General features: G+C 64.9%; 25 protein-coding genes. 9 read left to right on the forward strand and 16 right to left on the reverse strand.

From position 1 onward, the window contains the following. The first annotated feature begins 41 nt into the window (after positions 1 to 41). Positions 42 to 656 (forward strand): cupin, encoded by a 615-nt coding sequence (locus tag GA0061098_RS06540; RefSeq protein WP_091954939.1) that lies wholly within the window; start codon positions 42 to 44, stop codon positions 654 to 656. 48 nt (positions 657 to 704) lie between these two features. On the opposite strand, the gene GA0061098_RS06545 is transcribed toward GA0061098_RS06540, so the two are convergent. Together GA0061098_RS06545 and GA0061098_RS06550 are read right to left on the reverse strand one after the other, a co-directional pair. Continuing rightward, the gene (locus GA0061098_RS06545) at positions 705 to 1,406 is read right to left on the reverse strand and encodes a Crp/Fnr family transcriptional regulator (RefSeq protein WP_091954943.1); all 702 of its coding nucleotides are present in this window, start codon (positions 1,404 to 1,406) and stop codon (positions 705 to 707) included. A 17-nt stretch (positions 1,407 to 1,423) separates the two neighbouring features. After that, positions 1,424 to 1,657 carry a hypothetical protein gene (locus GA0061098_RS06550; protein ID WP_091954947.1) on the reverse strand — a complete coding sequence of 78 codons (234 nt, stop codon included), beginning with the start codon at positions 1,655 to 1,657 and terminating at the stop codon, positions 1,424 to 1,426. Positions 1,658 to 1,815: 158 nt separating this feature from the next. Between GA0061098_RS06550 and GA0061098_RS06555 the strand changes: the two genes are divergently transcribed. Continuing rightward, entirely contained in the window at positions 1,816 to 2,553 is a 738-nt protein-coding gene (locus GA0061098_RS06555) for a Crp/Fnr family transcriptional regulator (RefSeq protein WP_091954950.1), read from the forward strand. Positions 2,554 to 2,667: 114 nt separating this feature from the next. Here the strand turns inward: GA0061098_RS06555 and GA0061098_RS06560 are convergent, their stop codons facing one another. From GA0061098_RS06560 to lptF, 9 genes are all read right to left on the reverse strand, one after another. Next, the gene (locus GA0061098_RS06560) at positions 2,668 to 3,387 is read right to left on the reverse strand and encodes a Crp/Fnr family transcriptional regulator (RefSeq protein WP_091954954.1); all 720 of its coding nucleotides are present in this window, start codon (positions 3,385 to 3,387) and stop codon (positions 2,668 to 2,670) included. A gap of 340 nt (positions 3,388 to 3,727) precedes the next feature. After that, on the reverse strand, positions 3,728 to 3,964 hold the full coding sequence (locus tag GA0061098_RS06565) for a hypothetical protein (protein WP_091954957.1): 237 nt from the start codon (positions 3,962 to 3,964) through the stop codon (positions 3,728 to 3,730). Positions 3,965 to 4,035: 71 nt separating this feature from the next. Beyond that, positions 4,036 to 5,094 carry an alcohol dehydrogenase gene (locus tag GA0061098_RS06570; protein WP_091954961.1) on the reverse strand — a complete coding sequence of 353 codons (1,059 nt, stop codon included), beginning with the start codon at positions 5,092 to 5,094 and terminating at the stop codon, positions 4,036 to 4,038. 16 nt (positions 5,095 to 5,110) lie between these two features. After that, entirely contained in the window at positions 5,111 to 5,971 is an 861-nt protein-coding gene (gene rsmA / locus GA0061098_RS06575) for a 16S rRNA (adenine(1518)-N(6)/adenine(1519)-N(6))-dimethyltransferase RsmA (protein WP_091954965.1), read from the reverse strand. Continuing rightward, positions 5,971 to 7,008, reverse strand: a complete 1,038-nt coding sequence (pdxA, locus tag GA0061098_RS06580; protein ID WP_091954969.1) for a 4-hydroxythreonine-4-phosphate dehydrogenase PdxA — start codon at positions 7,006 to 7,008, stop codon at positions 5,971 to 5,973. The genes rsmA and pdxA overlap by 1 nt, the downstream gene beginning before the upstream one ends. Next, a complete protein-coding gene (locus GA0061098_RS06585) occupies positions 7,008 to 7,931 on the reverse strand; it encodes a SurA N-terminal domain-containing protein (protein WP_165637185.1) in 924 nt (307 codons plus the stop codon). Before GA0061098_RS06585 ends, pdxA begins: the two co-directional genes overlap by 1 nt. A gap of 69 nt (positions 7,932 to 8,000) precedes the next feature. After that, on the reverse strand, positions 8,001 to 10,490 hold the full coding sequence (locus GA0061098_RS06590) for an LPS-assembly protein LptD (RefSeq protein WP_165637186.1): 2,490 nt from the start codon (positions 10,488 to 10,490) through the stop codon (positions 8,001 to 8,003). Further along, positions 10,490 to 11,587, reverse strand: a complete 1,098-nt coding sequence (gene lptG / locus GA0061098_RS06595; protein ID WP_091954981.1) for an LPS export ABC transporter permease LptG — start codon at positions 11,585 to 11,587, stop codon at positions 10,490 to 10,492. The genes GA0061098_RS06590 and lptG overlap by 1 nt, the downstream gene beginning before the upstream one ends. Continuing rightward, complete coding sequence (gene lptF, locus GA0061098_RS06600; RefSeq protein WP_091954986.1) at positions 11,584 to 12,753, reverse strand: LPS export ABC transporter permease LptF; 1,170 nt, start codon at positions 12,751 to 12,753, stop codon at positions 11,584 to 11,586. The genes lptG and lptF overlap by 4 nt, the downstream gene beginning before the upstream one ends. A gap of 339 nt (positions 12,754 to 13,092) precedes the next feature. On the opposite strand from lptF, the gene GA0061098_RS06605 reads away from it, so the two are divergent. The 3 genes from GA0061098_RS06605 to GA0061098_RS06615 all read left to right on the forward strand — a co-directional run bounded on the left by GA0061098_RS06605 (position 13,093) and on the right by GA0061098_RS06615 (position 15,697). Further along, on the forward strand, positions 13,093 to 14,592 hold the full coding sequence (locus GA0061098_RS06605) for a leucyl aminopeptidase (protein ID WP_091954990.1): 1,500 nt from the start codon (positions 13,093 to 13,095) through the stop codon (positions 14,590 to 14,592). Between the two features lie 6 nt (positions 14,593 to 14,598). Continuing rightward, a complete protein-coding gene (locus GA0061098_RS06610; protein WP_091954994.1) occupies positions 14,599 to 15,051 on the forward strand; it encodes a DNA polymerase III subunit chi in 453 nt (150 codons plus the stop codon). A gap of 166 nt (positions 15,052 to 15,217) precedes the next feature. Beyond that, on the forward strand, positions 15,218 to 15,697 hold the full coding sequence (locus GA0061098_RS06615; RefSeq protein ID WP_208610631.1) for a hypothetical protein: 480 nt from the start codon (positions 15,218 to 15,220) through the stop codon (positions 15,695 to 15,697). A 165-nt stretch (positions 15,698 to 15,862) separates the two neighbouring features. Here GA0061098_RS06615 and GA0061098_RS06620 read toward each other — a convergent pair whose 3' ends face one another. Both GA0061098_RS06620 and GA0061098_RS06625 read right to left on the reverse strand, forming a co-directional pair. After that, positions 15,863 to 16,336, reverse strand: coding sequence for a hypothetical protein (locus GA0061098_RS06620; protein WP_091955001.1), 474 nt, complete (start codon positions 16,334 to 16,336; stop codon positions 15,863 to 15,865). A gap of 25 nt (positions 16,337 to 16,361) precedes the next feature. Beyond that, on the reverse strand, positions 16,362 to 16,730 hold the full coding sequence (locus GA0061098_RS06625) for an antibiotic biosynthesis monooxygenase family protein (protein WP_026201869.1): 369 nt from the start codon (positions 16,728 to 16,730) through the stop codon (positions 16,362 to 16,364). 99 nt (positions 16,731 to 16,829) lie between these two features. Between GA0061098_RS06625 and GA0061098_RS06630 the strand changes: the two genes are divergently transcribed. Then, positions 16,830 to 17,300 carry a MarR family winged helix-turn-helix transcriptional regulator gene (locus GA0061098_RS06630; RefSeq protein ID WP_091955004.1) on the forward strand — a complete coding sequence of 157 codons (471 nt, stop codon included), beginning with the start codon at positions 16,830 to 16,832 and terminating at the stop codon, positions 17,298 to 17,300. Positions 17,301 to 17,474: 174 nt separating this feature from the next. Continuing rightward, the gene (locus GA0061098_RS06635; protein WP_091955006.1) at positions 17,475 to 18,443 is read left to right on the forward strand and encodes a tripartite tricarboxylate transporter substrate-binding protein; all 969 of its coding nucleotides are present in this window, start codon (positions 17,475 to 17,477) and stop codon (positions 18,441 to 18,443) included. A gap of 94 nt (positions 18,444 to 18,537) precedes the next feature. Here GA0061098_RS06635 and GA0061098_RS06640 read toward each other — a convergent pair whose 3' ends face one another. The 3 genes from GA0061098_RS06640 to GA0061098_RS06645 form a co-directional block, all read right to left on the reverse strand. Next, the gene (locus tag GA0061098_RS06640) at positions 18,538 to 20,400 is read right to left on the reverse strand and encodes an ABC-F family ATP-binding cassette domain-containing protein (RefSeq protein ID WP_091955009.1); all 1,863 of its coding nucleotides are present in this window, start codon (positions 20,398 to 20,400) and stop codon (positions 18,538 to 18,540) included. A 52-nt stretch (positions 20,401 to 20,452) separates the two neighbouring features. Next, positions 20,453 to 20,626: a hypothetical protein gene (locus GA0061098_RS44780; protein ID WP_018317543.1), complete on the reverse strand. Its 174-nt coding sequence runs from the start codon at positions 20,624 to 20,626 to the stop codon at positions 20,453 to 20,455. A 218-nt stretch (positions 20,627 to 20,844) separates the two neighbouring features. After that, a complete protein-coding gene (locus GA0061098_RS06645; protein ID WP_091955013.1) occupies positions 20,845 to 21,120 on the reverse strand; it encodes a sulfur globule protein precursor in 276 nt (91 codons plus the stop codon). 314 nt (positions 21,121 to 21,434) lie between these two features. Between GA0061098_RS06645 and ndk the strand changes: the two genes are divergently transcribed. Then, the gene (gene ndk / locus GA0061098_RS06650) at positions 21,435 to 21,857 is read left to right on the forward strand and encodes a nucleoside-diphosphate kinase (protein WP_018317541.1); all 423 of its coding nucleotides are present in this window, start codon (positions 21,435 to 21,437) and stop codon (positions 21,855 to 21,857) included. A gap of 41 nt (positions 21,858 to 21,898) precedes the next feature. Continuing rightward, entirely contained in the window at positions 21,899 to 22,759 is an 861-nt protein-coding gene (locus GA0061098_RS06655; RefSeq protein ID WP_091955017.1) for a TerC family protein, read from the forward strand. Positions 22,760 to 22,764 lie beyond the last annotated feature (5 nt).

Genomic DNA, 22,764 nt, shown 5'->3' on the forward strand with positions numbered 1-22,764 from the left:
TCTCACCTCCGCCGTCGTTGAATCGTGGCTGAGGACAGGCCATGCCGATCAAGGACCAGATCAAGAATCTCGCCAAGAAGCTCGTGGAGGAGCATCCCGATGCGGCAACGCTGCGGGCGCTGGTGCGGGCCCGGAAGCCGGCAGCCATCCATTTTCGCGACGATGGCATCGTGCCGAACAATCCGCGTTTTCCGGTGTTGCTCTATCGCGGCGCGGTCAATCTGAAGTCCAGGCGCTTTCCCCCCGAGGTCGTCATCGACACGTTGTTCGATACAAACGGCTGGGGCCGGTCGTGGCGGGACACCGTGTATGATTTCGTCCATTATCATTCGCAGATCCACGAAGTGATGGGCGTGGCGCGCGGCACGGCCAGGGTCGAGTGCGGCGGGATCAAGGGGCGCATCCTCCGCGTGAAAGCCGGCGACGTTCTGGTGCTGCCCGCCGGCACCGGACACCGGCTGATCGAGTCCAGCCGGGACTTTGGAGTCGTCGGAGCGTATCCGCAGGACGGAACGTACGACGAGTGCACCGACATGCGAGAGCGTCCCGATGCCGTCAAACGCATCGCCAAGGTCCGCAAGCCGAAAACGGATCCTGTCCTAGGCCGCGGTGGTGCGCTGCTCACGTCATGGCGAACCGCGCGGCCGCGTTCGTGACGCGAGGGAGAGCGTTCCGCTTACCCATCCTCCACGCTCACCCACCGCTCAGGTCAGATAGTCGGGCGTGAAATCGGCAAACCTGCGCAACTCTTCAGGCTGCAGCAGCTCGATCTCGCTGCCCTCCCATGCGATCAGCCCGCGATGCCGCAGTTCCTGGATGGTGCGGTTGACGTGCACGATCGACAGGCCGCAGGCATCGGCGACGTGCCGCTGCGTCATCGGCATCTGGAAGCAGGCGTCCTTGACAAGGCCGACGATCTCCAGCCGCGCCGCCAGCTCGCAGATGAGATGCGCGACCTTCGGCAAGGCCGCCTGCGCGCCGAGGCGGGCGATCCATTGCCGCGAGATCGCCGCATCGATCAGCGTCTCGCGCCAGAACGCGCGGGTCAGATGGTTCGAGCCGTCGAGCAGCTGGCGGAGCTGGCTGTGCCCGACGTAGCCGACGATGGTCGGGCCGAGGCCGACGAGGTCCGCATCCATCGGCGAGACCAGCAGCGTGTGCAGGCAGGGCATGTCGCCGGGAACGTGGAACGCGAGGATCTGGCTGCGATCGCCGACGATGCGGGCCTGGTAGAGGAAGCCGCTGACGACGAAGACGCAGCGCGAGGCGGTCTCGCCCTGGCGCAGCACGATCTCGCCGTCCGCGACCGGGCGCAGCGTGGACGGCAGGCCCGCGATCTGCCGGCGTTCGTCCTCCGACAGGCCTTCGATGGCCTGGAGACGCGCGATGAACTTCGGATGCGGCATGAGCCTCGCGGCGTGCTTCAGCAGTCTCGCGGCACGTCGATGAAACGCCGCGAGAGCTTTGCGATGGTCCAGTCGGAGACCTCAGTGCTGCGGAACTCGCGGATAGCGTGGGCGAGTTCCTGATCCGACATCGGATGCGCCGGCTCGCGCAGCGTGCCGTTCTTGAAGGCATCGCTGATGCAGTCGAGGTGTTCGCTGGTATCGGATGCGAACAGGCCGCGGATGCGCTCCAGGATCGTCGTAGGGCTCATGAGAAGGGCCGGGCTCGGTTGGTGATCGAGGTGATGGTGGGTGCGACCCGTACGATCGCAAACGGATTAGCAACCTGTGCGTCCGTCTCGCGTTCTAGTCCGCTGAACCGGGGCCAGAAGTATCATTTGATAGATCCGGCGCGATTTTTGGTGGTCTCATGGAAAAAGCCCACGACGTGCTGATCCGGAACCTGAGCGAGCACACCGCGCTCACCGGGGAGGATCTCGACGAGATCCGCGCGCTCACCTTCACGCAGCGCGATGTCGCGCCCAACGAGGATTTCATCCGCCAGGGTGACGAGCCCGAACATTCGGCGCTGGTCGTCTCCGGCATGGTGGCGCGTTACCATCTGCTCGGCGGCGGGGGGCGGCAATATCTCGCGTTCCATATCTCCGGTGACCTGCCGGACTCCCAGGGCTTGTTCATCGACCAGATGGACCATGGGCTCTCCGCACTCGGGCACGCCTCGGTTGCCTTCATCCCGCATCGCGAATTGTTCATAGCCTTCCGGCGCCGGCCCACTTTCGCGCTCTCGGTCTGGCGCGAGACGCTGCTCGATGCCTCGATCTTTCGCGAGGCCATCACCAACAACAGCGCCCGGCCGATGCAGGCGCGTATGGCGCACCTGTTCTGCGAGCTGTTCTACCGCGCCCGCGCCGCGCAGCTCGTCCGCGGCAATCGCTTCCGCCTGCCGATCAGCCTGGTGCAACTCGGCGAGACGCTGGGCATGGCGATCGCGACGGTGAACCGGACGCTCGCTGACCTCAGACGAGGCGGCGCCATGGATCTGCGCGACGGGGACCTCATCGTCCTGAAATGGCGCGAGCTGCAGCGGCTCGGCGATTTCAGCCCGGCCTATCTGCATCTGAAGCGGCAGTCGCCACCGGAGGCGTGAGGCCGCAAAGATGCTAAAGCATGATCCGGAAAAGTGCGCAGCGGTTTTCCGAATAGATCATGCTTGAACAACAACCTAAAGCGCGATGACGATGCATCCTGATCGCATCGCGCTTTAGCCATCGGCAGGTGACGCTCCGCCCAGCACCTCGTCAAAATGCTTCCTCACCCAATCGTTGCAGCAGCAGGCTCTGGCTTCGAGCGCTGCCCCGTCGAGGATCAGGATGGCGCCGCGGCGGGTCGCGAGGATGCGCCTTGCCTTGAACATCTGGATGACGCGGCTGGCATAGCTGCGGGAGACGCCGAGCATGCCGGCGAGTTGCTCGTGGGTGAGGGGGATTTCGGCGCCGCCGATACTCTCTTTCGCGGAGATGATCCACTTGGCGGCGCGCTGCTCGATCGAATGCGCGGCATTGCAGGCCGCCGTCTGCAGCAGCTGCGCGAATTGGCAGTCGGCGTAGCGCGAGAACACCTCCTGAAGCGTCGCCGATCTCTGCTGTGCCTGCTCGAGCGCGCGCAGCGGCAGCCGGACGAGGCTGCCGCCCAGCTTCACGACAATGCGCGAATAAGCGAGTGAAGGGTTGCGGCCTGCGGCAATGCCCACCGCACCCTCACGGCCCACCAGCAGGCTTTCGACCTCGCGATCGTCCTCGACCGGCACGGCGAACGATACCAGTGCGGGACCGCAGGGAAAATGCACCGCCGCAACGTCGTCGCCGGCGTGATGCAGGACGTGGCTCGCCGCGAGTTCGACCGGCTGGAGGTGAGGCGCGAGCAGTTCGAAATCCTGGTGGGTGAGCTGCCGGAGCAGATCGTTCGGGGGCCGACCGGTCACAGTTTCTTCTCTGGGCTGGCCGGGAATCGGCGCCAGCCAGAACCCTACGTTTCCGCAGCGGAACCGACGGTTCCAAAGTGCACACAAGCGGCCGTGCATAGTTGAGATGCTGGCGCGCGGGCTTATCGGACTCGCGGAAGTTGGGAGGGGCGAGTCTGCATGCGCGTTCTTCGCGCAGCGTTGATCTGGCGAGGTCTGTTCAGGAGTGAACATAGCGGGCTTGCGGATTGGCGTAGCGTGTGGCGCCGAGCGCCGTACTCCGTGCGCTTTGCCCGAGGACCGCCGGCCTCAATCCGCCAAAACGCCGCTGGGCCGGCGGCCCGAGGGGCGGCGACGATCATCACCCGAAGCGTGCTTCGCGATTCCACGAGGATCGACGCAGTGCCGCATGCGCGCGATAGGCGTCGATCGCCCTGTTGGCGAGCATCAGCTGCCGGCGTTCGCCGGTTTTGAGCTGACCTTCGATGGCGTCGAGAAGGACGTTGGCGCTCTCGTCCGGCGGGCCGAGCTCGCCGCTCTGCTCCAGGCAGCTCCAGGCGATGAAGAATGCGCTTTCGACGGTGCAGCGAATGGACATGCGCTGCCAACGCGGCGAGGCCGCAGGCGTTCCGTCACGCGGGCCCAACTTGCGTCGGGCCCGCGCGCGGGTCAGTTCTTTAGCACTATGCGGCCGACCACCTTGCCGGCACGAAGCTCGTCGATCCATTTCTGGACATCGCCCATCGGCTCCTCGCGCATCGGCGTCGGCTTGATCTTGCCGGCGCGCGCCAGCGCCATCAGCTCCTGGGCCTCGTTGAGCGTTCCGACCATGAAACCCTCGATGGTCATGCGCTTGTAGACCCATTGCACCATCGGCAGCGTGAACTGGCCGCCCATCAGGCCGGAGACCACGATCTTGCCGCCGCGCGCGGCGACCGCGACCGCAAAGGCCATCGACTTCTCGTTGCCGGCGAAATCGACGATCTCGTCGAAACCGCCTTCGGTCTCCTTGAGGATGCGCTTGATCACGTCGGGCTCGGACGGGTCGTAGGCATTGGCCGCGCCGTTGTTCAGCGCGGTATCGCGCGCGGCCGGCGACAGGTCGGCGACCGTGATCGGCTGCTTGAACATCGCCTGCGCGAAGGACAGGCCCATCATGCCGACGCCGCCGAGACCGATCAGCAGCAGGTTGCGCTGGCGCGGGCGGTCGACCAGGCGCTTGAGCGCGCCATAGGCGGTGACGCCGGAGCACATCAAGGTCGCGGCCTGGTTGACGGGCAGGGGATCGTAGTCGAGCAGATATTTCGCGTCGGGCACCAGCACGTGGGTGGCGAAGCCGCCGTCGATGGAAACGCCGAGGAAGCGCTGCTTCACGCAAAGATTCTCGTCGCCATTGGCGCAGTCGCGGCACTGGCCGCAGCCGATCCAGGGGAAGACGGCCTTCTTCGCGCCGACGAGGCCGGCGGCGACGTCAGGGCCGACTTCGTCGACGACGCCGGCGATCTCGTGGCCGAGCGTGAAGGGCAGCGTCATGCCGCGCGTGGTGTCGAGCTTCTTGCCGCCGCCGAGATCGGCATAGCCGTCCTGGATGTGCAGGTCGGAATGGCAGAGGCCGCAGCGCTCGATGCGCACCAGCACTTCGGCGCCTTTCGGCTTCGGCGTGTCGACGATGGTCTCGCACAGCGGCGCATCGAACTTGACCAGGGACTGCCGACGCATCAACGCCATATTTCTTCCTCCGAAATTATCGCTCTGTTTCGGTTCGTATATTGGCCAATTCACAGGCCATGGCAACAAAGCCTGAGATCGGAATGGTCTCCGCGCGCCGCGTCGCATCGACGCCGGCGGCGGCGGCGAGCCGCGCCGGATCGGCGCCGAGCGATTTCAGGCTCTGGCGCAGCATCTTGCGGCGCTGGCCGAAGGCGGCGGCTGCGACCTGTTCGAGCAGCTTGCGATCGCAGGCAAGCGGCTCTGCGCGCGGCACCAGACGCACGACGGAGGAGGTGACCTTGGGCGGCGGCACGAAGGCGGACGGCGCGATGTCGAACAGGATCTTGGTCTCGCAGCGCCAATTGGCGAGCACGCCGAGCCGGCCATAGGCCTCCTCATCCTCGCGCGCGACAATGCGCTCGCCGACCTCGCGCTGGAACATCAACACCATCATGTCGTACCAGGGCGGCCAGGGCTCGGTGGTGAGCCAGCCGATCAGGAGCTGGGTCGCGATGTTGTAGGGCAGGTTGGCGACGATCTTCGCGCGTTCGCCATTGAGCAGCGGGCGGGGATCGAAGGTCATGGCATCGCCATGCACGATCTCGAGCCTGCCAGGATAGCGCGCGGAAATATCCTGCAAGGCCGGGATCGCCCGCTCGTCGTGCTCGATGGCGATGACGCGCTTCGCGCCGAGCGCGAGCAGGGCGCGCGTCAGCCCGCCCGGGCCGGGGCCGATCTCGACGATCGTGGAATCTTCGAGTGGCACTGCTGCGCGCGCGATGCGGGCGGTGAGATTGAGGTCGAGTAGAAAATTCTGGCCGAGCGATTTACGCGCCGACAGCGCGTGCTGGCGAATGACCTCGCGGAGCGGCGGGAGGTCGTCGATCGCGCTCATCAGGTTTGCGAAGCCGCCATGCGGCTGGCGAGCTGGAGCGCCGCGATCAGGCTGGCCGGATTGGCCTTGCCGGTGCCGGCGATGTCGAAGGCGGTGCCGTGATCGGGCGAGGTGCGAATGAAGGGCAGGCCGAGCGTGACGTTGACGGCGTCGTCGAAGGCGACGGTCTTGATCGGGATCAGCGCCTGGTCGTGATACATGCAGATTGCGCAGTCATAGGTGCTGCGCGCGGCCTCGTGGAACATGGTGTCGGCGGGCAGCGGACCCCTGGCCTCGATACCGTCGCCACGCAATGCCCTGAGCGCCGGGGCGATGATTGTCTGCTCCTCGTGGCCGAGCGAGCCGTCCTCGCCGGCATGCGGATTGAGGCCGGAGACCGCGATGCGCGGCTGCGCGATGCCAAAGCGCGATTTCAGCTCGGCTGCGACGATGCGAACAGTCGAGACGATCAGCTCGCTGGTGAGCTCTGCCAGCGCATCGCGGATCGAGACGTGGATGGTCACGGGCACCACAGCAAGCCGCGGCGACCACAGCATCATCACCGGCTGCGGCACGCGGCCGCCTTCCGCGGCAAGCTCGGCGAGGAATTCGGTGTGGCCGGGATGACGGAAGCCTGAGCGGTAGAGCACGCTCTTGGCGATCGGATTGGTGACGACGGCGCCGGCGCGGCCCTCGCGGACATCGGTGACCGCCTGCCGGATCGAGGCGAGCGCGGCCGGCGCGCTCGATGCGTCGGGCTTGCCGGGCTCGGCGGTCGCGCACTCGCCGGTGGCGACCACGGGGAGGGCATCGGTGAAGGCGGAAGCGGCCTCGCCGGGGCTCACCGCCGCGGTCCTGACATCGGCACCCAGCGCGGCGGCGAGCGCCTTGGCGCGCCGGGCGATCAGCGCCTCGTCGCCGAGCAGATAGAAGGCGGGCAGGTTCAGTTCACGGCGCCGGAGCCAGGCTGCGATCGTGATGTCGGGGCCGATGCCGGCGGGCTCTCCCAGGGTCAGGGCAAGGGGAAGGGTATGCGGTTTGGCTGCGCGATTGGCCATCAGCGGTTGCGATATTCGATCATCGCCGCCTTGCGGAGCTCGTCGAGATAGGCCTTCTGGGTCTTCTCGTACTTCTCCTGATACATCTTCTCGCGGACCTCGCGCTTCTTCGGCGTGTCGATCATGGTCGGTTTGCGCGAGCACAGCACCACCATCTCGATGCCGTTCTTGGTCATCTCGGGCGCGGTCAGGTGGCCGATCGGGGTGTCGTCGAGCACCTTGCGCAGCGCCTCGGGCAGCTCCGCGGTGGTCTTGGTGACGCTGTCGCGGATGGTGGCGTTCGGCGTCGAGCGGAACAGCGAGTTGGCTTCCTCGCAGGTTCCGACGCGCGCGCGATAGCTCTCGGCTTCCTTCTTCCGTGTTTCCAGGAACGCCGCGGACGAGCCGCGCGGCACGATCAGCACGATCGGCTGCATCTTGTATTCGGTGCCCTCGATCTGGAGCTTGTCGCCGACAGCCTGCGCGACGTCGCGCTCGCCGACGAGCAGCTTCTCCTTGAAGCGGCCGCGCACGAGGCTGGTCCAGACCATCTCGGCCTTCATGCGGCCCTTCAGCGTCTCGGGGCGCACGCCTTTGGATTCGAGCGACTTGGTGAGCTGGTCCGGCGTGATGCGCATGCGCTGCGCCATGCCTTCGTAGGACTGGTTGATGTCGGAGACGCCGGGATCGACCCCGAACTTCTTGCCCTCCTTCGTCTTCACCTTGTCGTCGATCAGCTCGTTGATGACCTCCTGCCGGCTCGGGGTCTTCTGCGTCGTCAGCTGGTCGAGCTTGGAGCGCTGCTCGATGTCGAAATCGGTGATCGGGTCGCCGTTGACCATGACGACGATGTTCTGCGCGCGCGACGGCGAGGGCAGTCCGGTCAGGACCAGTCCGGCAGCGATGGCGAGGAGAAGGCGGAAGACGGGCAATGGGGTCGTCATGATTGTCGCTCGCATGTCAGCCGCGTCGAGCCTGTGATGGGGGCAAGCGCGGCCGGCACTTCAAACCGTTCACTGGAGGCCGGCGGAACTGCTGGTCGTCGACGAGGTCGCCAGCGTGCGCAGGCCGATCTGGAACATGAACGCATGGCTCAGGACGGGCGGCGCGGTGCCCGCCGAGTAGCTATACGAAGTTACGTAGTTCGCCGCCAGCACGAAGCAATCGTCGACATAGCCGGCACCGAGCACATACTGGTTGAGCTTGTTGGCCTCGAGGTCCCACCGCGCCGAGCCCGACACCACCCAATTGGTCGCGATCTTTATGGAGCCCGAGGTCAGGATGCCCTCGCGGCGGGTCAGATAGCCGAGCTCCGGCTGCGCCGCGTAATTGCCGTACAGCACGCTGACCGCCCAGCGATTAAAGTTGGCGCGGCCTTCCGCCTCGAAGCGCTGCACGTTCCAGGTCTGCTCGTCCATGCGGGAGCGGACGCTGAACGTGTAGGTGCTGTTGGGCGAGTAGCTGGCGCTTGCGACGTAATCGGAACGCGGCTTGTCCAGGCCGGAATTGAGGCCGGTATTGATGGGGTCCTGGACCGCGAAGGAGTTCATGCCGAACAGCTGGTAGGACTGGCCGAACAGGGCCTTGACGGCGCCGCCCTTGTCGAACTGCGTGGTGGACTGCACGCCGACATTGGCGCGGCCGCCGCCCTCGACGCGGTCGTAGCCGGAGAATTTGTCGACGCTGAACAGGTTCGAGGCGTCGAACACCATGCTCTGGGCGTCCTCGTTCGGGAGCTTGCCGGCATAGGTCTCGTTCGGCCGGATGATGATCTGCGCGATCGGCTCGACGGTGGTCGAGCCCCAGGGCTGAATGTTGATGAAGGGGTAGCGGTATTCCAGGCCCACGGTCGGCATCAGGCGGAACGCCTGGGTGTCGCCGACGGGAAGATAGTTCGACACGCCCGGCTGGTTGGAGACCGAGGAGTTGATGGCGTCGGCGCGCAGGCTGGCGAACGGCGTCCAGATCTGGCCGAGCGGATCGGTGAAGGATTTGCGCCACTGCGCCTCGGCCGTAAGGCGGGTGTAGGTGCCGGGGAAGCCGCGCAGCAGGCACTGCGACGGCGTGCGGGCGAGCGGATCGGCCGACGCCGTCGTGCACAGGCTGTTGGTGTTCGCGATCGTGGTGATCGGATCGAACACCGCCTGATCGCGCGACAGGTTCACGAAATTGGTCTTGTAGCTGAACTCGCCGCCGAACACCGGATAGTTGAGCACGTTGGAGTAGTCGATCATCGGATAGACGATCGGCACCTGGCTCTGGTTACCCGAATAGCTCAGCCAGTACATCGTGCGCGCGTCGAAGAAGCTGCGGTTGCCGACGCCGGTCAGATAGAGCTGCGACAGCGCCTCCGTCGGCAGCAGCAGGAACGAGCCGAGCGGATCGCGGTACTGGTAGAGCCGGTAGTCCGAGAAGAAATAGTAGTCGGACATCAGGACGCCGTCCCAACCCCAGACCCATTTGTCGTTCAGCGCGAACTGACCCTTGGTGTCGACGGCGCCGCGGAACTGCTTGTCGCCCGGCTGGCCGGAGAACGCGCCGGGATCGAGCTGGTCGATGCCATAGGCGCGGATCTGGTAGGCGCCGTCGATCAGGCGCTGCCGGAATTCTCCCTGCAGCAGCACGCCTTGCCGCGACAAGAAGCGGGGGTTGATGGTCGCGTCCATGTCGGGCGCGATCGCCCAATAATAGGGAACCTCGACGCCATAACCCGTGTTCGACGTGCCGGAAACATAGCCCGGCATCAGGAAGCCGCTCTTGCGCTTCACGGTCGGGTCTGGCGTCGAGAAATAGGGCATGTAAGCGAGCGGCACACCGAAGAATTCGATCTGCGCCGTCTCGAAATACAGCATCTTCTCCTGCTGGTCGTGGATGATGCGCGCACCCTTGACCTGCCACAGCGGCGGCTTCTTCGGATCGTCCTTACACGGCGCGCAGGCCGTGTAGACGCCGTTCTCGAACACTGTGTAGTTGCCGCTGGAGCGGTCGGCACGGCTGGCGGCCATGCGGGTCTGGTCGGCGGTGTCCACACGCAGCGAATCGACGAAACCGTCGCGGTAATCGTCGGAGAGATCCATGATCTCGGCATAGGTGATCTTGCCGTCGGCATCCGTCATGCGGATGTTGCCTTCGGCATGCAGCCGCTTGGTCTTCTGGTCGTAGATGACCTTGTCGGCCTCGACGCTCGTGCCGTTGTAGAACAGCTGGACGTTACCGACCGCGGAGACGCGCGAATTGTTGTAGTCGTAGTCGACCTCGGTCGCCTGAACCAACATCTGGTTGTCGTTGGCGGCCTTCGGCGGCTTCGGGCGCGGCGGCAGCGGATTGTAGGTGAAGCTCTGGGCCGAGGCGGGGGCTACAGCAGCAACGTCGATCAGCGCGCCGAGCGATGCCACGGCAGCGACAGCCATCATGAGCCTGCGAAGAGACAAGCCGGACCCGTTCGCGCGCATCACGATGCGGCGCGTCAAACGAGACACGGGTCCTCGATGGACGGCAGTCACTAACCGTCCTCCTGGTACAACAAGGCCAAAAAGCCGGTGAGGCCGCCCACCACCACGGGCAACCACGCCGCAGCGATCGGATGCATCAACTCAGCCTTGCTCAAGTCTTCAGTCACTTTCGACAGAACGTAGAGCAGAAAGCCTGCGCCCACGCCACTCAAAACCATCTTCTGCACGCCACCCATCCGGAAGAAGCGCAACGACACCGAGGCCGCGAGCATCACCATGGCGGCAAGCAAAAACGGCTGTGCCAGAAGCTTCTGATACTGGAGTCGGTATCCGGCTGTCGCGAAGCCCGAGCTCTCGGATGACCGGATGTAGCTCGGTAGTTGCCAAAAGGACACAGTCTCGGGGGTGGAAAAGCTGTTGCGGACCTGCGCCTCGGTGAGCGTCGTTGGAATCTCCAGGGTGGCCTGGTCGATCGGTGGGGAGTCCAGCGAGAAGCGGCGAACGGATTTGAACAGCCAATGGCCGGACTCCAGTGTCGCCTCGCGCGCCTCGATCCGCTCCTTGAAGTGACTGTCTGTGTCAAAGCGGAACAGCGTCAGGCCGGTGAGTCGGACGCCCTGCTGCTCGCTGCGCGCGGCGTTGATGATGGTCTGGCCGTCGCTGGTCACCTGATTGAGCCAGAAGCCGGAGGCGTCCTGGATGCCGCCGCCGGGCGCCGAGCCGAACAGCTCGGCTTCCATGCGCTTGGAGAGCTCACGCAGATTCGCCGACATCGGATTGTAGGCGATGGTTGCGATCACCCCGATCAGGAGCGCGCTGCCGAGCGCCGGTGAGATGAACTGCCATGCGGAGATGCCGGCGGCGCGCGCAACCACGAGCTCGAGCCGGCGGGAGAGGGCGAGATAACAGGTCATGGCGCCGATCAGCATGCAGAACGGCGTCAGCTTCTCCAGCAGTTGCGGCACCCTGAACAGCGAGGTCTCGGCCACCATGAGCGCCGAGGCGGACGCCAGCCCCGAGGTCTTGCGCACCATCTCAATGTAGTCGACCAGCACCAGCAGCAGGAAAATGCCCAAGAACACGCCGAGCGCCGCGACCACGAAGCGGCCGGCGAAATAGCGTCCGAGTGTGTTGGTGAGCATGCTCATGCGGTGGCCGGCCGTCCGAACAGCTGCGCGATGCGCGCGTTCGACCTGTTGATGGCCTCCATGAGGCCAGGGGGCGGCTCGACCACGACGCCGCGGATGATCATCCACAGCCCGACGCCGATGGCGCCCATGACCATCGCATATTGCACCAGCACTGGGCTCGGCGACTTCACCGCCATCACCGAGCAGGCAAAGCCGGCCATGCGCAGGCCGAACACCGCAATGACCGAAGTGCCGATCGAGAAATTACGGCTCTGGCGGGTGGTGCGGGGCGCACCGAGGAAGGCGAAGGTCAGCACGGCGAAGGCGAAGGGATAGATCGGCGCGAGCAAACTGTCATGCAGGGCCGAGCGGAACTGGCCGGGAATCTGCTTGTAGACGGGGTCGTTATCGGACGGCGCGAGCAGCTCCCAGAGATAGCGCTCGCGGATGCCGAGGGTGACGTCGCGGCCCTGGTTGGAGAACTTCGACATGTCGAAGCCGTAGCGGCCGAAGGCCACCAGCGCGGGATCGCGCTTGCCCGCCTCGAAGCGCTGGAGATTGCCGGTCTCCAACACCAGGAACGAGCCGGTCTCGTTCTTCACGACCTCGCCGTGCTCGGCGACGATCGAGACGCGCTCGTTCGGATCGCGGCGGTCGTCGATGAAGATGCCGGCAAGGATGCCGCCGGGCTGGCGTTCGCGAATCCGGATCGTGAGGTTCTTGTCGAGCTGGGCGAAGCGGCCGGGCTGCAGGATGTTGGTGAGCACGTCCGCGGTGATCTCGGCATCCCACTGCTTGATCCGCCGCATGCCGTCGGGGGCGAGATAGGCCGCGATGAAGGCAACCAGCAGCGCCACCACGCAGGTGGCGTAAAAGAACGGATAGAACAGCCGGAACGGCGACAGGCCGGCGGCATTCATCACGATGATCTCGGAATCGGTCGCGAGCTTGTTCAGCGTGTGCGAGATCGCGATCATCAGCGCGATCGGCGAGATGATCAGGACCAGGGCCGGCACGACGAGGCTGGTGATGCCGAGGAAGGTGAGGATGGTCTGACCCTGGCTCGTCATCAGGTCGATGCCGCGCAACGCCTGCGTAATCCAGATCACGCCAGTGAGGCTGACCAGGATCAGCGCAAACGACGCCAGCGTCGTGCGGAAGATATACCTATCGATCGACCCCATGCGCTACCGCACGAATCCCACCAAGTCCCCAATGTCGGCCGAAACTCCGCTGCCCAACCAATCCCCGATCAGGGGATCCCCAAGGTTGGCCAGCGCCTCTTCCGCCAGCTCACTCTCTCACTACCATCCCTTTGATCCGTCAACAAAATGGCTGCCCCGTGGCACCCTCATAATATGGTTAATATTTCGCTCGTTGTGGCCTTGAGGCCACGGGGGGTGCTTGGCATCTGCCGGGGCGCTGGCCCATAGTGCGGATGGCTCAGTGAATCGCCGTTCATGTCCGGCCCTGGCCAGGGACCGTGAGCAGCAAAAAGACCAAGATTTTTGAAGGAGTTACCCATGTCCGATGCCGTCAAGGTCGGCTTTGTCTCATTGTCTGCCGCCGCCCGTGGCATCATGGTCGTGTTCTGCGACGACAGTCTGAAGGTTGGTCCGGCGACGGCCAAGGCGCTGGGCGGTGCTATCGAACTCGTGAAGCGTGCGGCCGCCGCCGCCGCCTTCAAGGGCAAGAGCGGGGCAGCGCTCGACATCCTGGCGCCGGAAGGGGTGAAGGCCACCCGTCTGCTCGTGATCGGCGCCGGCAAGGCGGCCGGCCTGAAGGCGAACGATTTCCTCAAATTCGGCGGTGTGGCGGCGGGCAAGCTTGCCGCGGGGGCGGCTGCCATGACCATCATGGCGGAACTGCCAAGTGGTGCGATGACGAGCGAGCAGGCGGTCGCGATCGCCTCGGGCCTGCGCTTACGCGCTTACAAGTTCGACCGCTACAAGACGAAAAAGAAGGACGGCGAGGAGGGCGGCTTGCGCGCCGACATCTCGCTTGCGGTCGGCGATGCCGCTGCCGCGAAGAAGGCGTTTGCCTCGGCCGGCCACGTCGTCGACGGCGTGATCATCGCGCGCGACCTCGTCAACGAGCCGCCGAACGTGCTCTTCCCCGAGGAATTCGCGCGCCGCGCCAGTCAGCTCCGCAAGCTCGGCGTCAAGGTCGAGGTGCTCGACGTCAAGGCGATGCAGAAGCTCGGCATGGGCGCGCTGCTCGGCGTCGGCCAGGGCTCGGCGCGGCCGAGCCGCACCGTGATCATGCGCTGGGACGGCGGCAAGAAGGGCGAGGCGCCGGTGAGCTTCGTCGGCAAGGGCGTCTGCTTCGACACCGGCGGCATCTCGATCAAGCCGGCCGGCAGCATGGAGGACATGAAGGGTGACATGGGGGGAGCGGCCTGCGTCGTCGGCCTGATGCACGCGCTTGCCGCGCGCAAGGCCAAGGTCAACGTGGTCGGCGCCATCGGTCTCGTCGAGAACATGCCCGACGGCAATGCGCAGCGGCCGGGCGACATCGTCACCTCGATGTCGGGCCAGACCATCGAGATCATCAACACCGACGCGGAAGGCCGCCTCGTGCTGGCCGACGTGCTTTGGTACGTCGCCAAGAAGGTGAAGCCGAAATTCATGGTGGATCTGGCGACGCTGACCGGCGCGATCGTGGTCGCGCTCGGCACCGAGCATGCCGGCATGTTCTCCAACAATGACGAGCTCGCCGAACGCCTGCTGGCGGCCGGCATCGAGAGCGGCGACAAGGTCTGGCGCATGCCGCTCGGTCCCGAATACGACAAGCTGATCGATTCCCAGTTCGCCGACATGAAGAACACCGGCGGCCGCCATGGCGGCTCGATCACCGCCGCGCAGTTCCTGCAGCGTTTCGTCGACGGCACGCCCTGGGCCCATCTCGACATCGCCGGCACCGCCATGGGCGCGCCGAAGACCGACATCAACCAGAGCTGGGCAAGCGGCTATGGCGTCCGCCTGCTCGACCGTCTCGTCGCCGACCATTACGAGCGCAAATGATCTGAGATGACCGAAGTCCTGTTTTATCATCTGCAAAACATGACGGTGGAGAACGTGTTGCCGCCGCTTCTCGAGAAATCGCTGGAGCGCGGCTGGCGCGTCGTGGTGCAGTCGACCTCGGAAGAGCGCGCCGATGCGCTCGACGCGCATCTATGGACCTATCGCGACGATTCCTTCCTGCCGCACGTGACATGGCGCGTGAACGATGCCGCCGATCAGCCGATCGTGCTGGCGATCGAGGAGGGCAATCCCAACGGCGCCCATGTCCGATTCCTGGTCGACAACGCGGCCTTGCCGCAGGACGCGCAGGGTTATGCGCGCATGGTGTTGCTGTTCAACGGCGACGATCCGGATGCACTCGCGCTTGCCCGCAGCGCCTGGACGGATTGCAAGGAGCGGGGATTTGATGTCACCTATTGGCAGGCCGACGAGCGGGGCCGGTGGCAGCGTCGGAATTAGAGGTCCTTCGCAATTAATGATAATTTGCACTTTTCGGGCGATGCTGGCTTTTGTCACCTTCGTGCCGCAAAGTGATGTTGGGACAATCGCTTAGGGCTGGTCCTTCACGCGGGGAATTTGGTTTATCGTGCGACATCAAAAGCTTCCCAAGTCGCTCATAGTTGCGTTGGCTGCCGTAGCACCGCTGGTCGCGGGCTGTTCGGGGACCGATCTGCTGTCCAAGGACGCACAATGGTTCAACACGCCCAGCCGTCTCTTCATCAAGAACATCTCGATCGAATCCCCGCCGCTGACCCCCGACAAGGCGGTCGGAGCTGAGGATCTCGTCAGCGCCGACGGCGGCTGTCCCGGCATGGCGCCGCCTCCCGGGCCGGCCGATGCCAATGCATCGACGACGGCGCCGATGGGCGGCACGGTCGCGCTCGGCCATACCGAATGCGACGTGGTGCGCGGCATCGGCGCGCCATCGAACGTCAATCTCTCCAATGATGCCGCCGGCCGCCGCGTTGCCGTCGTCACCTGGGCAACGGGGCCGCGCGCCGGCATCTACACGTTCACGGCTGGACGTCTGTCGTCAATCGAGGGCAATCCAGATCCGCAACCGGTGCCGAGGGCGACCAAGCCGAAGCCGAAGAAGCACACGTAGGCGGGGATCGCCTGCACCACAACGGATCGGCTGCGCGCATCGCAGACGTTATCGTGCTGCTCCGTAAATCGCCATCTGCTCGAATAGCGGCATCGATGCCGTGGTTCTGAAGGACGCGGGCGAGCGTGGGCGGACCCGATCGGAAGCCCGCTTCGCGCGCGAACCTCAGAGCATCGGCTTGGTGTTGAAGCGATCGGGTTGGCGAACGCGGAACCGGCCCTTCATCTTGAAGCCGTCACGCATATTGAGGCCGAGAAGAGCGATGTTCATCGCGCCGGCCAACAATTCGAGAGTCTGTACCGCGTAGAACGTGGTGTCGAACTCCGCGGCCGTCGCCTTGAAGGCAAGAAACAACGCGGCGGGAATGAGAAGCAGGATGCCGTTGCAGGCGATGAACGGCATACGCTTGATCTTCGCGCCGATCACGCCACCACGTCGTCCCTTTGCCAGGAAAAATCCTGAGCCTCCCGTCACCGCCAACGCCGGAACCAGCAACAGGAAGCCCCAGGGTATGGCCAATTTCACCGTGGCTATGCTCGCGTGCGACGCAAATAGCTCGGTGAGGGCCGTGGAGAGCCAGAAGGTCACGATAGTCGTCAGCGCGACAGCGCCCGCGACTGGGTGGATGATCCTGGTCATCGCGTTCTGCCGTTTTCGAAGCGAGCTACGCCACACAGATGCCGGGCACGGCGACCTTCTCGAACAGGTGCGGAGAGGCGACGGCGGATGAGGGATAGGCTGCGATCTTCGATCTGAACTCAGGATGTGTGAACGCAGCGCGGAAGTGGGCAGTCGATTCCCAGACGGCATAGTTCAGATATGTCGGGCTATCGCCGATCGCGCGGTGAAGCTGGGTGGCAATGAAGCCCGGCTGCCGCTTCATGAAGGCTGCATCGTCCTGCCAAACCTGGAGGAAGCTCTGCTCGTCGGTCTTGTCGAGCGTGAACACATTCACCAGCACTGCGGGGCTGGTGTCGATGCCAAGCTGACGTTCGATGGGAAAGTTAGGGTCCAGAGGGCGTAGGTGCGCCATGGCAGGCTCCGTTCGATATGGCAATATGGTGTCAATGTGGTACTATTACGCAACATAGTTATTTGACATCATGATGTCAATAACAGTTTATGGTGACGGATGCCGAAATCCTTGCGAACGCCGGCCGGTGATGCTCTGTCGAACCTCGTGCTTGACCTGTTCCGGCTGAATAGCCTGCTCCTGACCGCAGGGGACCGCCTTGTGGCCCGGCTCGGGCTCACGAGCGCTCGCTGGCAGATTCTCGGCGCCATCGTGCATGCGGAACGCCCCCAGCCGGTGGCTTGGCTTGCCCGCGATCTGGGTGCCAATCGCCAGAACGTGCAGCGGATCGTCAATGACCTGCACGCGGAAGGCCTCGTTGCTTTCGAGGCCAATCCGCATCACCGCCGAGCGCAGCTTGTCGTCCTGACCGACAAGGGGCGGCACGCTTTCGATGCCGCCATGGCTTTGCAGGCGCCGTGGGTCAACGGCCTTTCCGAGGGGCTTCCGGTCAAGGACCTGCAAACCGTTCATCGCATCGTCGCGGACCTGCGGACGAAGCTCGAGAGCGAGACAAAGAGCCAGGCTTAGCGCACGGCGAGCGGGCGAGAGCTGTCCCGGGTGGCGACCCGGCTTCTTGCCGGCACCCGAGCAACGGCGTCGTGATCATGACTTGATCGCAACACGCTGATGCGTCGCTTTGCTGATGGCCGCGCGGCCAGGAATGCGCTTTGATGGCGTGAACAAAAAAATCTGGAGGAGACTATGCGGTTCTCGATTGCTCTCGTATCGACTCTGCTTCTGCCGCTCGGCGCGGCCGTTGCCCAGGACTATCCGACGAGGCCCATCACCATACTGGTGCCGTTCGCGGCGGGCGGGCCGACCGACACCATCGCGCGCCTGACGGCCGCAGGCATGGGGAAGTCGCTGGGACAGCAAATCGTCGTCGAGAACGCGACGGGCGCCGGCGGCACCATCGGCACGACCCGCGCCGCGCGCGCCCAGCCTGACGGCTACACGCTGCTGATCCATCATGTCGGCATCTCGACCGCCGCGACGCTGTACCGCAATCTCAGCTATGACACGAAGACGGCGTTTGCGCCGATCGGCCTCGTGACCAACGCGCCGATGACCATCATCGCGCGTCCGGATTTTCCGGCCAACACGCTCAAGGAACTGGTCGCCTACGCCCAGCAGCAGGGCGACAAGCTGACTTACGCCAATGCCGGATTAGGTGCGGCATCGCATCTGTGCGGCATGCTGTTCATGACGGCGATCCAGAAGCAGCTCACCACGGTGCCCTACAAGGGCAACGGTCCGATCATGAACGATCTGCTCGGCAAGCAGATCGATCTCACCTGCGATCAGGCGACCAACACCACCGGGCCGATCACGGCCAAGCAGATCAAGGCCTATGCGATCACCACCAAGGAGCGGCTGAAGAGTCTGCCCGATCTGCCGACGGCCGATGAGGCGGGCCTCAAAGGGTTCGAGCTCGGCGTCTGGCATGGCCTCTATGCTCCCAAGGGCACTCCGCCCGCGGTCGTGCAGAAGCTGACGGCCGCGCTGCAGACGGCGCTCAAGGATCCGGCGCTGATCGCCCGGTTCAACGATATCAACACCGAGCCCGTGCCGCAGGACAAGGCGACGCCCGAGGCGCTGGGCGCGATGCTGACGAGCGAAGTCGACCGCTGGGCCCCGATCATCAAGGCGGCCGGGCAGTTTGCGGACTAAGCATATACTCCCATGAAGGGTAGCTTGGTCAGCTACTTAATGCAGGGTGATCAATTACCGCTACTGTGCATGGGGTTGTTTTCCAGATTTGGATTCAGCCCGCAGCCTCGTCGAACTGCGCGCTTGCCTCGAGCCACTGCTCCTCCGCGCGCGCCAGCGCATCGGCGGCATTGGCGCGCGCCTTTGACAGCTGCGCGGCCTGCTTGGGATCGCGCGTAAAAATGTCGGGCAAAGCGAGGGCCGTGTCGATCTTGGTGATGATGTCGCTGACGCGGGCGATCTCGGCTTCGGCTTCGGTGATGCGCTTCTTCAGCGAGCCGCGATTGTCGGACCTAGCCCGCTGCGGCTTTTCGCTTGGCGCACTGCGCTCGCGAGGGGCGGGCTCGCCGTTGCGCGCGGACAGCACCAGGCGGCGATATTCGTCGAGGTCGCCGTCGTAATTGGTGACGGTGCGGTCGGCGACGATCCAGAGCCGGTCGGCGCAGGCCTCGATCAGATAGCGATCGTGCGAGACCATGATGACAGCGCCGGGGAATTCGTTGATGGCTTCGGCAAGCGCGGCGCGGCTGTCGATGTCGAGATGGTTGGTCGGCTCGTCCAGGATGATCATGTTGGGGCCGAAGAAGGTCGCAAGGCCCAGCAGCAGCCGCGCCTTCTCGCCGCCGGAGAGTTTTCCGACTTTAGTGTCGGCCGCCTTGCCCGAAAAACCGATCGCGCCGGCGCGGGCGCGCACCTTGGCCTCCGGCGCATCGCCCATCAGCTTGCGGACGTGGTCATAGGCCGAGGCGTCCTCGTTCAGCTCGTCGAGCTGATGCTGCGCGAAATAGGCGATCGACAGCTTGTCCGCGCGCGTCACTCGTCCCGAGAAGGGGGCGAGCCTTCCGGCGAGCAGCTTGACCAGCGTCGACTTGCCGTTGCCGTTGGCACCCAGCAGCGCGATGCGGTCGTCATTGTCGATGCGCAGCGTGACGCGGCCGAGCACGGACGCCGCGGGATCGTAGCCGACGGAAGCGTTGTCGAGGGCGATGATCGGCGGGGACAGAATCTTCTCCGGCGCCGGAAATCTGATCTCGCGCACGTCCTCGGTGACCAGCGCCGTGATCGGCTTCAGCCGCTCCAGCATCTTCACGCGAGACTGTGCCTGGCGGGCTTTCGAGGCCTTGGCCTTGAAGCGGTCGACGAAAGCCTGCAGGCGGGCGCGCTCGGCCTCCTGGCGCTTGACCTGCTTGGCATCGAGCAGCTCGCGCGCGGCGCGCTGCTCCTCGAACGAGGAGTAGGTGCCCTTGTAGAGCGTGAGCTTGCCGCGCTCCAGATGCAGGATCTGGTCGACCGAGCTTTCGAGGAGATCGCGGTCGTGGCTGATCACGATCACCGTGCGCGGATAGTGCGCGAGGTGATCCTCCAGCCACAACGTTCCCTCGAGGTCGAGATAGTTGGTGGGCTCGTCGAGCAGCAACAGGTCAGGCGCCGCGAACAGCGTCGCGGCGAGCGCGACGCGCATGCGCCAGCCGCCGGAGAATTCGGCGCAGGGGCGGAGCTGATCGGCGGCGGAGAAGCCGAGACCGGAGAGGATCGCGGCGGCACGGCTCGGCGCCGAATGCGCATCGATGTCGACCAGCCGGGTCTGGATCTCGGCGATCCGGTGCGGATCGGTCGCGCTCTCGGCTTCGGCGAGCAGCGCGTCACGTTCGAGGTCGGCCTTGAGCACAACGGAGATCAGGCTTTCGGGTCCGTTCGGGGCTTCCTGGGCGAGGCTGCCGACGCTCCAGCGCGGAGGCAGGGTCACCGAGCCGTGCTCGGCCGCGAGCTCACCGCGGATCACCTTGAACAGCGTCGACTTGCCGGTGCCGTTGCGTCCGACCAGGCCGACGCGCGATCCCGGCGTGATCTGCACGGAACTCTGGTCAATCAGAAGGCGTCCGGCGAGGCGGAGGGAGAGATCGGTGATCGCAAGCATGCGGCCTTGTCACCGCAAGGCGCGTCGAACGCAACCCGTTTTTCGCAGCCGCTCAGTGCGAGTCGCGGTCGCGCTGCCTCAGCTCGTTCATAAGCTGCTCGAGATGGGTCGGGAGCTGGGGTTCGGGACGCAGGCTCTGCTGGAGCCGTTCGCCCACCGCATCGCAAATCGAGCGGCTGGTCCGCCGATCGATCTGTTCGCTGTCATTGGCAAAAAGGCCAGCCATTGCGCAGGTTCCGTGTGCTCAAAGTAAGGACACGGTACCAAGTCATTGGCCCCCAAAATGGTTTCGCCGTTTCTGGGGCAATGCCGGCATTCTCGTCAAAATTGTATGAATCCCGCTATATCCGCCCAAATGCGAAGCCCCGGCGGGGGGATCGCCGGGGCTTCTCTTGGAAGGCAACCGTGGGGGTCGGCAGCCTTTAAGTCAAGGTGCTGTCGGGCTCAGTAGCAGCGGTTGATCATCCGCCAGCGGGGTCCCCAGGGGGTCGGGACCAGCCGGCGCACATAGCAGCCGCCATAACCGTGGGAGACGGGGGCATAGAAACGCGGACCGCCCCAGCCGTGGACACGGTGCCAGCCTCCGCCGCCGTGCCAGCCACCGCCACCTCCGTGCCAGTCCGGGCCGCCACCATGCCAGTGGGCGGAAGCCGAGGTCGGCGCCAGCGCGGCACCCAGCGCAACCGCAGCGACAGCGGCAAGCGAAAGTTTCCTCAACATGGTGATCTCCTCAATACTGCCGGCGCGGGGCTATCGCGTCCGATGGAAAGGCCGCCGAAACGGTCCGCCCAGTGATCGGGCTTCGGTTTCGATGGGGCCAACCCTACGCAGGCAAGGCTGAACCGAATCCTGACAGGGGCTTCAGATTGGGTTCATCTGGGTGAAATTGTCGTAATCCAGATTGAAACCGCAGGGTCCGGTCCTGCGGCGAAGCGCCTGTGACGTCATACCGGCGATCGCTTGCCGGATGGCAAAGGCGCCGATATAAGCCCGGCAACTCGACAACCACCGCTTTTCTTCCCAAGGACAAGATTATGGCCATCGAACGCACTTTCTCGATCATCAAGCCCGACGCGACCGCGCGTAACCTGACCGGCGCCGTCAACGCCGTGATCGAAAAGGCGGGCCTGCGCATCGTCGCGCAGAAGCGCATCCGCATGACCAAGGAACAGGCCGAGACCTTCTATGCCGTCCACAAGGCGCGGCCGTTCTTCGGCGAGCTCGTCGAGTTCATGACCTCCGGCCCGGTCGTCGTCCAGGTGCTGGAAGCCGAGAACGCCATCGCCAAGTACCGCGACGCGATGGGCGCGACTGACCCGTCGAAGGCCGCCGACGGCACCATCCGCAAGCTCTACGCCAAGTCGATCGGCGAAAATTCCGCGCACGGCTCGGATGCGCCGGAGACTGCCGCGATCGAGATCGCGCAGTTCTTCTCGGGCAACGAGATCGTCGGCTGATCCATCGGCTGATAAGTTAAATCGACGGGGAAGGACGTATTGTGAGCTGGCTCTGGCAGATCTTCGATCCCGCGACGATCGGGGCATTCTTCACCCAGTTTCGCAACGAGATGGCCGAACCGACCTTCTGGATTGCGGTCGGCAAGATCATCTGGATCAACATCCTTTTGTCCGGTGACAACGCGCTGGTGATCGCGCTCGCCTGCCGCGGCCTCTCGCCGCGACACCGCCTGTGGGGCATGATCTTCGGTGCCGGCGCCGCAGTGCTGCTGCGGATCATCTTCACCGGCATCGTCGCAACCCTGATGGAGCTGCCGTACCTCAAGCTGATCGGCGGTCTCGCCCTGATCGTGATCGCGGCCAAGCTCCTCGTGCCGGAGCATGACGAGGACGACGACGTCGACGCTGCCTCGCATCTGTGGCAGGCCATCCAGATCGTCGTGGTCGCCGACATCGTCATGTCGCTTGACAACGTCATTGCGGTCGCAGCCGCCGCCAATGGCAGCGTGCCGCTCCTGATCCTCGGCCTTGCCATCAGCGTGCCGCTGATCGTCGCCGGTGCGGCGCTGATCATGGCGCTGCTCGAAAAGCTGCCGGTGCTGGTCTGGGCGGGTGCTGCGCTGCTCGGCTGGATCGCGGGCGAGGTGATGGCGACCGATCCCGGTGTCGCGCCGAAGCTGCACACGCTGTTCGACGGCCCGTTCGGCGCCTCGCTGGACAGCATGCTCGGCGCCTTGCGCATCCCGCCGCAATTCGGCCATGGCGGAGCCGGCGGCGAATATTTCTGCGCAGCTCTCGGCGTCGTCGTCGTGCTGGTGGTCGGCACCATCTGGCGCCGCCGCAAGCTGACTGCCGCCGCACTGGAATCGTCCGAGCGGCACGCCAGGGCGTCGGCGGAGTAGGCCCG

It is taken from the genome of Bradyrhizobium shewense (assembly GCF_900094605.1).
Classification (GTDB): Bacteria; Pseudomonadota; Alphaproteobacteria; order Rhizobiales; family Xanthobacteraceae; genus Bradyrhizobium; species Bradyrhizobium shewense.